Source organism: Echinicola rosea, assembly GCF_005281475.1.
Lineage (GTDB): Bacteria > Bacteroidota > Bacteroidia > Cytophagales > Cyclobacteriaceae > Echinicola > Echinicola rosea.
Map to the genome: position 1 here is coordinate 5,755,537 of NZ_CP040106.1, position 15,998 is coordinate 5,771,534.

Below are 15,998 nucleotides of genomic sequence, written 5' to 3' on the forward strand. Positions count from 1 at the left end.
GCATGAATAAATCAGTCATTTCAATATATGGGCCATCGAGTCAGGGGAAATCAGCAACAGTTCGTGAAACAGCTAATTTATTGTTAGCAGCATTTCCAAACCACACACTTCAGGCCATTAACACTGGTGCAGATATTACTTATATCGTTGACATCAATGGTATAAAAATCGGTATAGAAAGCCAGGGAGATCCGAATAGCAGAATGTTTCAGAGTCTTCAAACATTCGTAGCTCAGAGATGCGATATAATTATTTGCTCATGCCGTTCCAGAGGTGCTACGGCAGGTGCGGTAGAAGATTTACACCGCAACCATCAATACGAAATCATTTGGTCAACCAATCACCGCTCATGGCATAAAAACCAAATGCAATTGAATCAAATAGCTGCCAGTGAAATTCTGGAATTAATCAAACTAATTATGAATGGACAGTTATGAAATTACTCAAATTAGATATAAAGAATTTTAAGCTTTTCGAAAATCTCTCAATTGATTTTCAGGATAGTGGTCATATCGCTGTTTTCATAGGTAAAAATGGTTCAGGAAAGACTACCCTAGTAGAAGCAATCACCCAGATATTCTCTGGGCTATTAGGTACAAAGGATTTTAAGTCTCTGGAAAATGAAGAATTTAATTTTCAATTTTCCATTACCTACCTACTGAGAAGAGAAAAAATCACAGAAACATCTATGTATGGTGAATCCTTTGTAAACTACATAGGTGTAGAATTCTCTTATGAAGATAACCTACATGTCAAATTATTTGAGGGGAACGATACTATAGAGGGTTTACCCAAAATAGAGAAGCATTTGCGAAATAAAGGGGAAGAGTTAGCTTACATTCTGCCTGACAACTTTGTAGTTTACTACTCTGGCATCTCCAACAGTATTTTTGAAATCTATAATAAGTTTCAGAGAGAATTAATTACTGGTACACTTACCGGAGAAGTTAAGTTTGATCAGCCTTTTTATTATTTCCTACCTCAGAACTTACCTGCTATTTTGATTGGGCTATTGAGTTATGAGTATGGTGGCGTGCCAGAGACTTTACAAAAGCAATTTGGGATTAGTGGGTTTTCTTCTATTCAACTGAATTTCAAAAAGCCAAGTTGGGCAAAGTCCAAATCCACGCCTGAAGACTTTTGGGGAGCAATGGGAGAACTAAATCAGTTCATGAATATCTTGAAAGGAGCAACTATGACAAAATTTCAGTCAGACTCAATCACCTTTAGTATATCAGATAAATCACAACTCGAAAATATTTGGAGCTTTTACGGTACGGAAAAAAGACTTTTTGAGTACTTGGTTTCTTTGCAATCCAATGATTTTCTTGAAAGCATCGATCTTAACTTGATTAAAAATGGTCGAGAGGTTGGTTACGACAACCTGAGTGAAGGAGAAAAACAGTTACTGATTATTACTGGCTTAAAAGAATTACTTGCTGCTGATAATAGCTTGTTTTTATTGGATGAACCAGACACTTATCTTCATCCGGAATGGAAGCGTGAATTTGTGTACAACCTATTCAAGGAAGAGGAAGATTTATTCAAGAATTTCTCCATCATAACTACCCATTCACCAAATGTACTTTCTGCATTAAAAAAAGGTCAACTGAATGTTCTTGTAAATGAAGATGGCAAATCTAGGATTAAGAATATTTCATTTAATCCTTATGGTAAACCAGTTGACGACATATTAACAGATTTCTTTGATTTAGAAGGATTGCGCTATAAAAAGGTGCAACAGCAGCTAAATGATATTTGGGACTTTATCAGGGCTAATAATTATAAATCAGCAGAGTTCAAGAAACTTTTCACAGAACTAGAAAAAGATCTCGGTAAATCGGATAAGGCACTAACGGATATAAGACTTGAAATAACAAAAAGGAATAAGCTCAATGAGAAAGATAAATAAAGATTCTCCATTGGCTTCCTTTACTGATTTTAAAGACAAGAACCCTGGAGCCGATTGGAATATTGATTTTAGTAAACCTGGTTGTGCCAGACATCCAACTTATTTGGAGACCAGAGCTACTATCCTAATTAATGAACAGGATTGTCTTTGTGGCTACTCTGAAATCCCCATAGAGGATGAGCGAGACTGTCATATTGATCATTTTCGAAAGCGGAATATGTTCCCTGAGCATACTTTCAACTGGGATAACCTTGTAGCTGCATGTAATGATGAAGATTTTGGTGCAAAATACAAGGATAATAAATCAGGTATACAGAAAACTGATTATGCCAGATTCTTTGATCCTGTTGTAGATTCTGTTCAGGATTATTTCTATTACAATGAGAGAGGAGAAATAGAACCACATCCAACATTATCTGATCCTGTCTTACAGGCAAAAGTTCAAAAAACTATAGAGGTCTTTAATCTACAAGACAAAAGTCTGGTAAATAGACGAAAAACAGTAATAGAGCAAATAAAAGCGTATGCAGATCTTACAGAAGAAGAGATTTTTAAGGCTTTGAAATTTGGTGGGTTCATAAGTTTAATTCAACAATACACGAGTGTTTAAATATGGAAAACAGTCTTACACCAAATCAAAGCGAATTTCTACTCTATGTCTCCCAAAGTGGAGATATTAAGGTAGATGTATTGCTGCATGATGAAACAGTATGGCTCACCCAAAAGGGTATGCAAGAGTTGTTTGAAAAAGCAAAGTCCACCATATCAGAGCATATCAAAAATGTATTTGAAGAAGGGGAATTAAACGAAGAAGTGGTTGTTCGGGATTTCCGAACTACCAGTCCTCATGGTGCCATTGAAGGTAAAACTCAGGAAAATACGGTTAAGTATTACAATCTGGACGTTATTATTTCAGTTGGCTATCGGGTCAAATCGCAACGGGGTACACAGTTCCGTATCTGGGCTACTAAAGTATTGCGGGAATACATTATCAAAGGCTTTGCTATGGACGACCAACGCCTAAAGCAAGGTTCTGCACTCTTTGGCAAAGATTACTTTGATGAATTACTGGAACGTATCAGAGAGATACGAGCCAGTGAAAGACGCTTCTACCAGAAAATAACCGACATCTATGCGCAATGCAGCATAGACTATGATCCCAAAGCTGAGATAACACAGACTTTTTACAAAACTGTACAAAACAAACTCCATTGGGCTATTACTGGCCATACAGCAGCCGAAATTATCAAAGAAAGAGCCAATGCAGCTAAACCTTTTATGGGTTTAACTACATGGAAAAATGCACCACAAGGTAAAATCCTAAAAACAGATGTTTCGGTAGCTAAAAACTACCTCAAAGAAAAGGAACTCCGTGAACTCAACCGGATTGTGACCATGTACCTCGACTTTGCCGAGCTACAGGCTGAAAGGCAGGTTCCGATGAAGATGGCTGATTGGGTAGCTCGTTTAGATGCATTCCTTCAATTCAATGAGTATAATGTATTAAAAGACGCAGGTAAAATTTCAGCCACTATTGCCAAGCAATTAGCTGAAAAGGAATATAATAAATTCAGAGTAGTTCAGGACAAGAATTTTGAATCCGACTTTGATAAGGAAGTAAAGCGAATTACTAAAAAGGGAAAAAACAAAAAATGATGTAAAATGCCTAAACACTGTTTCAACATACTAACATTCAATCACCCGAGCGAATCGCTCACCTTCTATTTTTCCGAGAAGGAGCAAGAAGGAACCACACGAATCCATAAATCATTGGTTCCTGATGAGGTCATTGATAAGTATGGAGAGCAGGAGCATTACTACACATCGTTTTGCCAAGTAAAAGAAGGATTCATTCCGGTCACTAAGCCAACTACACCAACCTTTGAGAAAATCACTACCGAAGAAGGAATTGAGAAAACCGTTCCGGTTTCCAATTCCGCATTGTCTTCATCTATTCTCAAACGCTACTACAATTCATTAATCCATAACCATTTCAAAACTAAGGGCTGTTTGGTCAAACCTAATTTTGTAAGCGATACAGAAGTTTGGTTGCCAAGCGATACACAAGACAAGGAGGGGATATACAAAACGTTTGACCGTTTTTCTTTAAAAGTGCAGTTCAGGACAGTTTCCAGCAGCCTTGAATTGTTGGTCACATTTGAAGGCAAGTCAAAGATTTTCAAAACACCTGTCTCAGAATTATTTGAAGAAGTACCAGTAAGGGCATTCAATTGGGTAGTATATGAAAAAGGGTTATACCGCTTTGATGAATTGCCGGATGATGGAAAAAGAAATTACGACAAGGTTTATCCTGTTTGGAATTTTGAAATCAGGGATGCTTTGCATCAGGAGACAGAAGCACCGGACAAGACGAACAAATACAAGAAGTTCAAAACGGCCATTGATAAATTCTACAGGGAGCAGCTTAATACTGACGAGTTCAAAACTATCATTCCGCTTTCATCTAAAGGGTTTATTCCAGTAGATGAAGTCCGCATCGGCTCAATAGAAAAGTCCAGCAACAAACTCGTATTTGGAAACCAAAAGCTTCATCACGTACCGTATTATGGCATTACTGAAAATGGCCCTTTCGAGTTAAGCCCATCATCTAAGATTCATTTCTTCTTTATTCTCCATGAGGATGATAAAGAGGTAGCAACAAAGATTCACAACTACTTTAATGGCAAACTCAACGGCTTTAGAGGGCTATCAAAGTTCATTCATACACCATACCACCCAGATAAAGACCTTGCAATTTATTTCAAAAAAAGAGATGATCCCTGGTCAGATATATATGAACAAATCATTAATAAAGATTTTGACACAGACACACAATACCTAGCAATCTATATTAGCCCTATTAGCAAAAACATTCCTGATAAGTCCCGCAGACTTGTTTACTACAAGCTGAAAGAGCTTCTGTTAAAAAAAGGAGTTTCATCTCAAGTAATAGACCCCGAAAAAGTGATTTCCAATGACAAGTATCATTTCAGCTTGCCAAACATAGCGATTGCCATTCTCGCAAAGCTCAATGGCACTCCGTGGAGGTTGGACACAAAGCTGAAGAATGAATTGATTGTTGGAGTTGGAGCATTCAAGCACACAGAAGTTGACATTCAATATATCGGTAGCGCATTCAGTTTCTCCAATACAGGGAAATTCAACCGCTTTGAATGTTTTCAGAAAGACCAAACAAAAGAGTTGGCAGGTTCAATCCTAAGAGCGGTTAAAGACTATGTGAATGTAAATACAGGAATCCGAAGGCTTGTAATTCACTTCTACAAAGACATGAGTAGAGAAGAAGTAGAACCGATTGAGAACGGCCTAAAAGAATTAGAATTGAACATTCCGGTCTTTATCGTCACCATCAACAAAACGGAATCATCCGATATTGTTGCCTTTGATTTGGACTGGAAAGATTTGATGCCTGTAAGTGGAACATTCATCAAATTGGGTTACAACAGATTTTTACTATTCAACAATACCAGGTATTCAGCATCAGAGTTCAATTTCAATGATGGATTTTCATTTCCGGTAAAGCTCAAAATTAATTGCTCCAATCCTGAATTGGTGGATGATTACAAAACAGTCAAAGAGCTTATCGATCAAGTGTATCAATTCAGTCGCATGTACTGGAAATCAGTAAGACAACAAAATTTGCCCGTAACAATCAAGTACCCTGAAATGGTGGCAGAAATGCTCCCCTACTTTGAAGGCAACGAGATTCCTGATTACGGTAAAAACAATCTTTGGTTCTTATAATGGATAGAGTGGAAGAAATATTTCGAATAAAGAAGGTAAAGCCCACAGCGGTGAGAGTTGTAGTATTGCGCCATCTGTTGGAGCAGAACCAGGCACAATCACTTAAAGAAATAGAAGAATCACTAATTCAAACCGATAGAAGCTCCATATTTCGTACGTTAAAAACCTTTGAAGAACATAAAGTAATCCATAGTATCGAAGATGGTTCCGGCATGACAAAATATGCAGTATGTGTTGAAGGTTGTAATTGTGACCCGGAAGATCTCCACTATCACTTTTATTGCACATCATGCAATCTTACCTACTGCCTTTTGGATTATCCTATTCAGACTGTGAACCTTCCAAAAAATTTCAAAATGGAACAAGCTAATATGGTAATCAAAGGTCTGTGTGATAAGTGCAATCGTTAACCTTTGCAACCCGGTTGCACTCCCTTTTGGGTAGGTTTGCGGCTGATGAAATTATTTACCTGCATATTAGTTGTAATTATCTTGATTTTATCAATTACTCCCATAGTAGGTGTTCATTGTAATGTTTCAAATTGGACAACTAATATTGAGATAAATTCAGATCAAGAAGATAATGAAACTGAAGGGGACGAAACTTGCCCCCTCCTTTGCGGTTGCCAATGTGGCCATAGATACCTCATTTCTATTACCAGCAGCAGAATGGTTAGCAATCCGGTTCTAGTTAATAACATAAAGTTGCCAGAAACTTACAGGGAGGGCATTTCTTTTGACTTAATTCATTCTATCTGGCATCCCCCAAAAATTTCTTAACAAGTTATTGATATGCTTTAACCATAGGCTATTAACCGATATGGTTTAACAGCTATTGGTTATCGAACTACAATATCAATAATCATTGATCTCAAACCTTATTATATATCACAGAAGGTCAGGTCATTCATTCAACTAACATTTACCGATATTAAAAGCATTGAAGCTTTTTCATTCAAAAAGCCTGATAAAAAGTAAAATATGATCAATCAGATAATATCATTCTCAATAAAGAATAAGCTAATTATAGGCATGCTTACCATTGCCCTCATTGCTGGAGGAATATGGAGCATGACCCAGGTACCGCTTGATGCCGTGCCTGACATTACCAATAACCAGGTACAGGTTATCACACAAGCACCCAATTTGGGTACCGAGGATATAGAACAGTTTGTTACTTACCCAATAGAAGTGGCCGTATCTAATCTGCCTGGGGTCATAGAAATTAGATCCGTATCCAGGTTCGGCCTTTCAGTAGTGACCATTGTCTTTGAAGACGACATGGGAACCTATTTGCCGCGACAGCTGGTGAGTGAAAAACTCACTGAAGTAAAAGAAGAAATACCCGAAGGATTCGGGGAAACCTCTATGGGCCCCATTACTACCGGTTTAGGAGAAGTATATCAATATACCTTAAAAGTTGATTCCGCCTTTAAGGACAAATACAGCATTAGCGACCTGCGCACCATGCAAGATTGGATTGTACAAAGACAGATGGCAATGGTGCCCGGAGTAATAGAGGTTAATGCCATAGGAGGGACTATAAAGCAATATGAAGTGGCGGTCAATCCCGATGAACTTAAAGCCATTGACTTAACGATTACAGACATATTTGAAGCGTTGGAGCTCAATAATGAGAATACAGGCGGAGCCTATATTGAGAAAAACCACCAAGCCAATTTTATCCGTGGAGAGGGATTAGCCCGAAGCCTCTCGGATATTGAAAAAATTGTTGTAAAGACGGTAGATGGTATTCCCATTCAAATTAAGGATGTGGCTAAAGTCCAGTATGGATCAGCCGTTCGATATGGTGCACTAACACAGGACGGAGAAGGAGAAGTGGCTGGAGGCCTTGTAATGATGCTCAAAGGTGCAAATTCCAATGAAGTGGTTGAAAATGTAAAGGAGCGAATGACACAAATTCAGCAGTCATTACCTGAAGGGGTTGTTATAGAACCGATCCTTGACAGAAGCGAGTTAATTTCTGAGACAACTGGTACAGTAGCCACTAACCTTATTGAAGGAGCGCTGATTGTAATATTTGTGTTGGTTTTCCTGCTTGGCAACTGGCGTGGTGGATTGATTGTGGCTTCAACTATTCCATTGTCCTTGCTCTTTGCCTTCATTCTTATGAATGTTTTTGACGTATGGGCCAATCTGATGAGCCTTGGGGCAATTGACTTTGGTATAATAGTCGATGGAGCGGTGATCATTGTAGAGGGCACGGTTTTCTTCCTATATCAGCGGATGCGAAAGGGAAAGGAGATCAACGCCAAAGAGCGTGACGAGACTACTTACACAGCTTCAAGCAAAATGATGAATGCTGCCTTTTTCGGCCAACTCATCATTCTCATTGTTTTCATACCCATACTCTTTCTGGAAGGTGTAGAAGGTAAAATGTTTAAACCCATGGCTTTCACATTCATGTTTGCCATGATGGGTGCCATGATCCTTTGCCTTACTTATGTGCCTATGATTTCCAGTCTTTTTATTCGAGTCCCCCAAAAAGAGAAAAAATCATGGGGCGATAAGATTGTTATTTGGCTGGAAGATAAATATGAAAAAGCACTGGGTGGTGTCCTAAAAAGAACCGCAATTATCATCGGCTCTTCGGTAGTCCTTTTTGCCCTGGCTATTTTTACTTTTACCCGAATGGGTGGTGAGTTCATCCCACAGCTCGATGAAGGGGATATTGCTTTTCATGCTATCCTTAAACCCGGCAGTTCCCTTTCAGAAACTATCGAAACTACTACCAAAATAGAGCGGATCGTAAAATCCAATTTCCCGGAGGTAGAAAAAATCGTGAGCCGAATTGGAGTTGCAGAAGTCCCAACCGACCCCATGCCTTTTGACTTTGCAGATGTTTTTGTGATTCTTAAACCTGAAGATGAATGGAGCTCTGCTAGTTCAAAAGAGGAGCTTGTTGAAAAAATGAAGGAAAAGGTCAGCCTGATTCCTGGTGTAAATTTTGAATTTACACAGCCCATAGAAATGCGCTTTAATGAATTGCTCGAAGGCGTCCGGGAAGATGTAGCCATTAAATTGTATGGGGAGGACATAAATATACTGGCAGAAAAAGCACAGGAAGTTTCTGAAATAATAGAAGGAACTCAGGGCATCGGGGACATGCGTGTGGAGGCGACAACCGGTCTCCCACAGATAACAATTAAGTATGAAAGAGACGAACTTGCGCAGTATGGAATGAATATAAATTATATCAACAACCTAATCCAAACTGCTTTTGCGGGCGGCAAAGCCGGAGTTATCTTTGAAGGTGAAAAACGTTTTGATCTGGTGGTACGCCTGGATTCGGCACATCGTACCAATATAGATGATCTCAAGAACCTATACATTAACACACCTGATGGCACACAAATACCTTTAAGAGAAGTAGCCAATATCAGCTATGAACCCGGTCCAATGCAGATCAGCCGGGACAATACGAACAGGAGGATTTATGTGGGAGTAAACGTACGTGGCAGGGACGTAAAGTCATTGGTACAGGAAATTCAGCAAAAGCTAAACAATCAGTTAGAGCTGCCTGCAGGATATTACATCAGGTATGGAGGGGCTTTCGAAAACCTTGAAAGGGCAACCGCCCGCTTGAAGGTTGTAGTACCTATTGCTTTGGCATTGATCTTCATCCTGATCTTTTTCGCATTGCGCTCTTTTATGCAAACGACCATGATCTACATGGCCATTCCCTTAGCAGCCATTGGTGGTGTATTTTCACTTTGGCTCAGGGACATGCCTTTCAGTATATCGGCAGGGATTGGGTTTATTGTACTTTTTGGGGTAGCTGTTCTTAATGGATTGGTATTGATTAGTGGATGGAATGAACTTAAAGAAGAAGGGGTAACTGACTTAAACGAGCGGATTAGGCAGGGCGCCAGGCGAAGGATTAGGCCTATTTTGCTGACTGCATTAACAGATGTACTTGGTTTTTTACCAATGGCCATTTCCACTTCTGCAGGTGCTGAAGTACAACGCCCGCTGGCAACAGTTGTTATAGGAGGAATGATAACGGCAACTTTACTTACGCTTTTTGTTTTGCCAATTCTGTACCGGTGGACAGAAACCCGGTCTTTCCGTCCATCGTTTGGTAAAGGTGCGGTTGCTATTATTGTATTTGGCCTCTGTGCTTTTGCTTCAACGCCATCACATGCACAGCAAACAGATAGCCTGCCTGCTATTACAATGGAAGAAGCGGTAAATAAGGCCATAGCCAATTATCCAAAAATAAAGTCCGCAAGATTGAAGATAGAGCAGCAGGAGACCCTTAAAAAAACAGCTTGGAACTTAGGCAACACACAGATATTTACTGCTGGCGAAGAGATCGGAAAAAGCGGCCAGGGAGTTTATACCACCATTGGTATACAGCAGCAGAACATAGATATTTTTAGTATAGCTCCCAAGTTAAAGGTACAAAAGCAAAAAGTGGTTTTAGCGGAAGCAGCTTTGAACCTCAGTGAACTTGAGCTAATGCAACAGGTAAAACAAGCTTACGCTGCAGCTTACATTGCAAGAAAGAACCTGGAACTATATAATCAATTAGATTCGGTTTACCAGGAATTTCAAAAGGCAGCGCAGATCCGCTATGAAGTGGAAGAAACCTCCAGGCTCGCTTATTTGGCAGCAAGCAATCAGGTGAAACAGGTAACCCTGCAAAAAGAACAGATGGAATATGATTACATCACTGCTGTGGGCAAGCTTAACCTTTGGCTGGTGAGTGATACCTTATACACTGTTACCTCTTCCGGACAAGAGTCTTTAACTATGCCTCTCCTGTTAAATGATTCGATAAGTACCCATCCCATTCTTCAAATAGCATCACAACAGATCAAGGTGGCGGATGCGGAAAGAAAGGCTGCTGCGGCAGGTCTCCTGCCAAAGTTAAACGCTCAGTATGGAGCTCAGGAGGTAGAAATGCAATCCGGATTTTATCAGTTCCAGATTGGTGTTTCCATTCCTTTGTTCTTTTTACCACAACAAGGCAGGCTACAATCTGCTAAAATCCAACAGCAGATCGCAGAGCAGGAATACCGACAGACACAGTTTGAGTTGCAGGCAGGATACCAATCGCTGCTACAGCAATATTGGAAATGGCTGGCCTCCTGGCGTTTTTATGAAGATGAAGCCTTGCCACTGGCCCGTGAGCAAAGGCAGGGAGCTGTTCTGGCTTACAAAGAAGGGGCGATTGATTATGTCTCTTTTATTCAAAATCTGAAGGAAGCAGTTCAGGTAGAAGTAAAGGCACAGGAAGCCCTGAATCAATACCTGGAATCAAAGTTTCAATTGGAGTACTATCTCAATACATCTAACAAATAAAAAGCATAAAAATGAAATTTAATATAACGCAATTTATAATAGTCCTCGCTGCAGTTGCTTTCACGGTGGCCTGTGGTGGAAAAGAAGAATCAGGTGAAAAAGAAGCCGCCCATCACGAACACGAAGAAGGTAGTGAAATTGTAGAACTGTCCGCTGAGCAATTTGAAGCGCTGGATATGAAGGTAGACACACTGCCACTTAAAAATCTCTCCTCAATAGTGCAGGCCAATGGCCAACTGGAAGTGCCGCCTCAAAATGAAGCTACCGTAACGGCCATTATCGGGGCCAATGTTTCTTCCATAAAAGTGATCGAGGGAGATGAGGTAAAGAAAGGGCAGGTATTGGCTTATCTCACGCATCCAAACCTCACCCGCTTGCAAGGCGATTATTTGGAAGCCTGGAACAACCTCCAATTCCTGGAGCAGGATTATCAGCGACAGAAAAGGCTTTATGAAGAAGAAGTGGGCTCAGGCAAAGCTTTTCAACAAACACAGGCCGACTATCGCTCCACCCAGGGAATGGTAAAAAGCCTGGAATCCCAATTGCGCCAGTTCGGGATGAATCCTGTCCGCATCAAGGAAGGCAATTTTTATGACCAGGTGCCGGTAATAAGCCCAATTGCTGGTTCAATAGTAAGCGTAGAAGTTAAAACGGGTCAGTTTGTACAGCCTGAAAAAGTTCTTTTTGAAATTGTAAACATTGACCACATCCATGCAGACCTTATGATCTTTGAAAAAGATGTGCACAAGGTAAAAGAAGGTCAACGGGTAAGGTTTACCGTAGAGACTTTACCGGGAAAAGAACTGTACGCTGAGATATACTCCGTAGGCAAAAAATTTGAGCAAGATCCCAAGGCGGTACACGTACATGCAGAGATTGAAAACAAGAGCGGGAATCTAATACCCGGCATGTATATCAAAGGTCAGGTACTAACTGACAGCGCGGAAACGTATGCGCTGCCTGAAAGTGCAATCATACGTGAAGGGGATCAATTCCTCGCTTTCCTGGCCGAACGGGAAACAGAAGGCGAAAGCGGGCACTGGATGTTTACCCCAATAGAAGTAGTAACAGGCGTCTCAAACAATGGGTGGATAGCAGTGAAGTTCCTTCAGGAAATTCCGGACGGGGCATTGTTTGCTATGAACAATGCCTATTACCTGATTTCCGAAATGAAGAAGGGGGAAACAGGAGATGACGACTGATAGCTTAAAAGGTAGTACAACATTAAAGTAAAAATCAAAAGAAAGAATAATCAAGATACTTCAATTAAGATGGCACAAATACTAGAACAAACTAAAAGTAATATCAAAGTGCAGGTTACAAATGCAATTCCTGTGTATTCATTTAATTGGTAAGTGTAAATACCGGGAAAATATAGAATAAACTATAACTATTGACAATTAAACGTTTGTAAGACATGTTTAAAACTATTTTTAAAATATCTAAAATGGACTGCGCTTCCGAAGAACAGCTAATTCGAATGAAACTGGATGGCAGGAATGAGATTAAAAATCTTGATTTCGACATACCCAATAGAAAATTAACGATTGTTCATACCGGAGAAAGCAACGAGATTAATAATCTCCTGAGAGAATTAAATCTTGGATCAGAACTTGTTTCCAATACAGAAACAGATGAACCTGTCAATATAATCCAAACCAATAAAAAGGAAAGAAAAATGCTTTGGACAGTTTTAATTATCAACATTTCTTTTTTCGTCATTGAAATAATAACAGGTTTCATTACCAATTCAATGGGTTTGGTAGCCGACAGTTTGGATATGCTTGCAGATGGTATCGTTTACGGACTTGCCTTACTTGCAGTGGGTGGAACAGTTGCAAGAAAAAAGAACATTGCAAAGTTTGCAGGGTATTTTCAAATCGTTCTTGCTCTTATCGGATTTACGGAAGTAGTCAGACGGTTTATCGGCATAGAAAAAATGCCTGACTTTCAGACAATGATTATCGTTTCAATTTTCGCTTTGATTGCGAATGTAATTTGCTTGTTTTTGCTGCAAAAAGGCAAGAGCAAAGAAGCACATATGCAAGCAAGTATGATTTTTACTTCAAATGATGTAATCATTAACACAGGAGTAATAACAGCAGGACTTTTAGTGAATTGGCTCAATTCATCCTATCCTGACTTAATCATAGGAGCAATTGTATTTATCATTGTAGCAAGGGGAGCATACAGAATATTACAACTTGCTAAATAGCCAACCCTCATAAGCACACCCATTTTGCAGCCACTCAATTCTACCCACGAACCAAAGCTGCATAAAGAGTGTGCTTATTTCCAACCCCAAAAAATTGAATTAAAAAATTTCCTTCCTTTCTGAAAATAAAAAAATACCGAGCAATAGCAGGGCTAAAGTCTAATTTGATTTTACCGACACTATCCCAAAAAGTGTGTAAACTAAAATTTCAATTAGTGGGGTCAGGTTTAGTTTAGCCTGACCCTTTTTCCAAATATAAGCAGAAAACTATTAAGGATTATTCCCCAGTCCCTGATCGGCATTGTCCATTTTTTGGTGGCTTCGCGCAGGGCAAGGAATACCGATTTGATAACTGCCTCATCAGTTGGGAAGGACAGCTTGTTTTTGGTGTATTTTCTGACCTTTCCATTGAGGTTTTCTATCAGGTTGGTGGTATAAATGATCTTCCTTATTTCCACGGGATAGTCAAAGAAAACGGTCAGTTCATCCCAGTTGTCTCTCCAGCTTTTAATGGCATATGAGTATTTGCTTTCCCATTTTTCGGCAAAATCTTCCAGGGCGGCCCCGGCAGCTTCCTTATTTGGAGCGGTATAGACCTCTTTCATATCCTTGGTGAAGGCCTTTTTGTCTTTCCATACCACATATCTACAGGCGTTCCTGATCTGGTGTACTACACATATCTGGGTGACCGATTCGGGGAAGGAGGCCTTGATCGTATCGGTAAAGCCGTTAAGGTTATCGGTGGCCGTGATCAGGATGTCCTCGACACCCCGTGCCTTCATATCGGTGAGTACGCCCATCCAAAAGGCCGCTGATTCGTTTTTTCCCAGCCAGAGCCCCAGGACCTCTTTTAATCCGTTGGTCTTTAGCCCTACCGCAATGTAAACGGTCTTGTTGACCACCTTGGAGTTCTCCCGTACCTTGAAGGATATCCCGTCCATCCATACGATCAGATAGACCGGGTCGAGCGGACGATTCCGCCAGGCCACAATATCCTCGGACACCGCATCGGTAACCCTGGATATGGTAGATGCCGATACGTTGATGTCATAGAGCTCTCTGATCTGTTCTCCTATGTCATGGTTGGACATCCCTTTGGCATACATGGAGATGATCACGTTCTCCACACCTTCTGCCATGCTTTTCCTTTTGGGTACCAGTGCCGGCTCAAAACTGCCGTCCCTGTCCCTGGGGACATTGATATGTGACTCCCCAAAACTGCTCTTTATCTTTTTGGAAGTGTGTCCGTTGCGTGAGTTGGGATTGTCTGACTGTTCGTTTTTTCGGTATCCAAGATGGCTGTCCAGTTCTCCTTCTAGCATCTTTTCCACTGCCCGCTTTTGGAGCTCACCTAAAAAAGTTTGCAGTTCTTCTCCGTTCTTGAACTGCTTTAGGAAATCGTCGTTTAAAAGGTCTTCTTTTTTCATCTTCAATCAATGTGCGTTTAAAGTTAAACATTTATTCACACACTGATCGGTATAGTGCCTGCCGCAGGCTCCTCAAAATATCAGTGCGATTGTACCAATCACACTGATATTTTCGAGGTCTATCCTTTTACTGGTAAGCCCGATTTGTGGACTTACACAGTTTATGAGATACTCCCATTTTACCTCTCCACCCTTTTGCCATTGGTGGTATTGTTTTCGCCTTCGTAATGCGAGGAGCAGTCAGGATTTTGAAATTTGCGTATTAGATTTTCCATAACCCTCCCTGCACCCATGTGCTTCCAGTAGGTTCATTCCGTTCGTTCGTGCCTCACTCTCTTCATTCACCCACTTCCAGCACCGCACAGCAAGAGTAGCCCGTTATTCCATTCCGCTACGCTACATTCCATACCGTGCCACACTTGCCGTTTCCAACGCAGGCCCCGATGAAAATTATGAAACTGGACAAGATATTAATGTTTGCCTACCACCCTGCTTTGGAGGTAAATTTGTAACGTATAAACAAAAAGAATGAAATGAACCTACCGAAAGACTTAACAAAGGACATTATCACCAGGCTCAAGAGCATTGAAGGCCAAACCCGTGGATTGATAGCCATGCTGGAAGAGGATAAAGACCCTGAAAAGATACTAACACAATTTAAAGCCATTCAGAAGGCTTTGGACAAATCCCACTTTTTACTGCTTGACGAGGCATATAGAAAGGCCCTGGCTATAAAAATTGTTGAGACAATGGACGCTTGTCCCGGAAATTGTGGTAACGAAGACCGGATTGAATTCATCAGAAAGCAGTTTCCTAACCTGGAAATGGACGATCTCACCGAAAAGATGAAGGAGATAGCAGAACTCAAGAAGCGTATTGATGCTCGCAATGAGCAGAGTTCTTAACCCGCTCATACGTTCCTACAAAAAATCTTCAATTTTCTTTTGGAGACCACCCCCGTCCCACCCCTACTTTTGAATTGTTCTTTTCCGGATAAGAACCTAAACAATTTAATAAACAATAAAAGAAGGAATATTATGAAACGCCAAATAGAAATATTTACTGCCAATTGTCCTGTTTGCGATCCTGTCGTTCAAATGGTAAATGACTTGGTTTGTGATAACTGTGAAGTTACCACTTACGATTTAGTGAAACAATGCGAAGACAAAACCTGCCTGAGCAAAGTAGAAGAATATGGTGTAAAGAGATTGCCCGCAATAGCCGTGAACGGAAAATTGCTGGATTGCTGCCAAATCAGTGCCCCTACGAAAGAAAGTTTGGTTGCAGCAGGGATTGGTAAATAGAATACCATGCGAGGTATGGCTTGTTTAAATAAATTCCCTCCTGCCATACCA

General features: G+C 40.4%; 12 protein-coding genes. 11 read left to right on the forward strand and 1 reads right to left on the reverse strand.

Going from position 1 to position 15,998, the window contains the following annotated elements; all coding sequences use genetic code 11:
- The first annotated feature begins 2 nt into the window (after window positions 1–2).
- The 9 genes from FDP09_RS22395 (at window position 3) to FDP09_RS22435 (ending at window position 13,216) form a co-directional block, all read left to right on the forward strand.
- Window positions 3–437 carry a hypothetical protein gene (locus FDP09_RS22395; RefSeq protein WP_137404692.1) on the forward strand — a complete coding sequence of 145 codons (435 nt, stop codon included), beginning with the start codon at window positions 3–5 and terminating at the stop codon, window positions 435–437.
- Window positions 434–1,912: an AAA family ATPase gene (locus FDP09_RS22400; RefSeq protein WP_137404693.1), complete on the forward strand. Its 1,479-nt coding sequence runs from the start codon at window positions 434–436 to the stop codon at window positions 1,910–1,912. The genes FDP09_RS22395 and FDP09_RS22400 overlap by 4 nt, the downstream gene beginning before the upstream one ends.
- Window positions 1,896–2,522: a retron system putative HNH endonuclease gene (locus FDP09_RS22405; protein ID WP_137404694.1), complete on the forward strand. Its 627-nt coding sequence runs from the start codon at window positions 1,896–1,898 to the stop codon at window positions 2,520–2,522. Before FDP09_RS22400 ends, FDP09_RS22405 begins: the two co-directional genes overlap by 17 nt.
- Window positions 2,523–2,524: 2 nt before the next feature.
- Entirely contained in the window at window positions 2,525–3,568 is a 1,044-nt protein-coding gene (locus FDP09_RS22410) for a virulence RhuM family protein (protein ID WP_137404695.1), read from the forward strand.
- Between the two features lie 114 nt (window positions 3,569–3,682).
- On the forward strand, window positions 3,683–5,674 hold the full coding sequence (locus tag FDP09_RS22415) for a Piwi domain-containing protein (RefSeq protein WP_187328752.1): 1,992 nt from the start codon (window positions 3,683–3,685) through the stop codon (window positions 5,672–5,674).
- Window positions 5,674–6,084, forward strand: coding sequence for a Fur family transcriptional regulator (locus FDP09_RS22420; protein ID WP_137404697.1), 411 nt, complete (start codon window positions 5,674–5,676; stop codon window positions 6,082–6,084). The genes FDP09_RS22415 and FDP09_RS22420 overlap by 1 nt, the downstream gene beginning before the upstream one ends.
- A gap of 570 nt (window positions 6,085–6,654) precedes the next feature.
- Window positions 6,655–11,001 (forward strand): CusA/CzcA family heavy metal efflux RND transporter, encoded by a 4,347-nt coding sequence (locus tag FDP09_RS22425; RefSeq protein ID WP_137404698.1) that lies wholly within the window; start codon window positions 6,655–6,657, stop codon window positions 10,999–11,001.
- Between the two features lie 11 nt (window positions 11,002–11,012).
- Complete coding sequence (locus FDP09_RS22430) at window positions 11,013–12,203, forward strand: efflux RND transporter periplasmic adaptor subunit (protein WP_137404699.1); 1,191 nt, start codon at window positions 11,013–11,015, stop codon at window positions 12,201–12,203.
- Between the two features lie 215 nt (window positions 12,204–12,418).
- Window positions 12,419–13,216, forward strand: a complete 798-nt coding sequence (locus FDP09_RS22435; RefSeq protein WP_137404700.1) for a cation transporter — start codon at window positions 12,419–12,421, stop codon at window positions 13,214–13,216.
- A gap of 227 nt (window positions 13,217–13,443) precedes the next feature.
- Here FDP09_RS22435 and FDP09_RS22440 read toward each other — a convergent pair whose 3' ends face one another.
- Window positions 13,444–14,643: an IS256 family transposase gene (locus FDP09_RS22440; protein ID WP_137404701.1), complete on the reverse strand. Its 1,200-nt coding sequence runs from the start codon at window positions 14,641–14,643 to the stop codon at window positions 13,444–13,446.
- Window positions 14,644–15,176: 533 nt separating this feature from the next.
- Here FDP09_RS22440 and FDP09_RS22445 point away from each other — a divergent pair.
- Complete coding sequence (locus FDP09_RS22445; protein WP_014773317.1) at window positions 15,177–15,548, forward strand: metal-sensitive transcriptional regulator; 372 nt, start codon at window positions 15,177–15,179, stop codon at window positions 15,546–15,548.
- Window positions 15,549–15,680: 132 nt separating this feature from the next.
- Window positions 15,681–15,947 (forward strand): thioredoxin family protein, encoded by a 267-nt coding sequence (locus FDP09_RS22450; protein ID WP_137404702.1) that lies wholly within the window; start codon window positions 15,681–15,683, stop codon window positions 15,945–15,947.
- The last annotated feature ends 51 nt before the right edge of the window (window positions 15,948–15,998 follow it).

What these genes read in the sequence shown, in the direction of transcription:
- FDP09_RS22450 (WP_137404702.1), top strand. Translation starts at nt 15,681, where the DNA reads ATGAAACGCCAAATAGAAATATTTACTGCCAATTGTCCTGTTTGCGAT.
- FDP09_RS22395 (WP_137404692.1), top strand. Translation starts at nt 3, where the DNA reads ATGAATAAATCAGTCATTTCAATATATGGGCCATCGAGTCAGGGGAAA.
- FDP09_RS22420 (WP_137404697.1), top strand. Translation starts at nt 5,674, where the DNA reads ATGGATAGAGTGGAAGAAATATTTCGAATAAAGAAGGTAAAGCCCACA.
- FDP09_RS22405 (WP_137404694.1), top strand. Translation starts at nt 1,896, where the DNA reads ATGAGAAAGATAAATAAAGATTCTCCATTGGCTTCCTTTACTGATTTT.
- FDP09_RS22435 (WP_137404700.1), top strand. Translation starts at nt 12,419, where the DNA reads ATGTTTAAAACTATTTTTAAAATATCTAAAATGGACTGCGCTTCCGAA.
- FDP09_RS22410 (WP_137404695.1), top strand. Translation starts at nt 2,525, where the DNA reads ATGGAAAACAGTCTTACACCAAATCAAAGCGAATTTCTACTCTATGTC.
- FDP09_RS22400 (WP_137404693.1), top strand. Translation starts at nt 434, where the DNA reads ATGAAATTACTCAAATTAGATATAAAGAATTTTAAGCTTTTCGAAAAT.
- FDP09_RS22440 (WP_137404701.1), bottom strand. Translation starts at nt 14,643, where the DNA reads ATGAAAAAAGAAGACCTTTTAAACGACGATTTCCTAAAGCAGTTCAAG.
- FDP09_RS22445 (WP_014773317.1), top strand. Translation starts at nt 15,177, where the DNA reads ATGAACCTACCGAAAGACTTAACAAAGGACATTATCACCAGGCTCAAG.
- FDP09_RS22425 (WP_137404698.1), top strand. Translation starts at nt 6,655, where the DNA reads ATGATCAATCAGATAATATCATTCTCAATAAAGAATAAGCTAATTATA.
- FDP09_RS22430 (WP_137404699.1), top strand. Translation starts at nt 11,013, where the DNA reads ATGAAATTTAATATAACGCAATTTATAATAGTCCTCGCTGCAGTTGCT.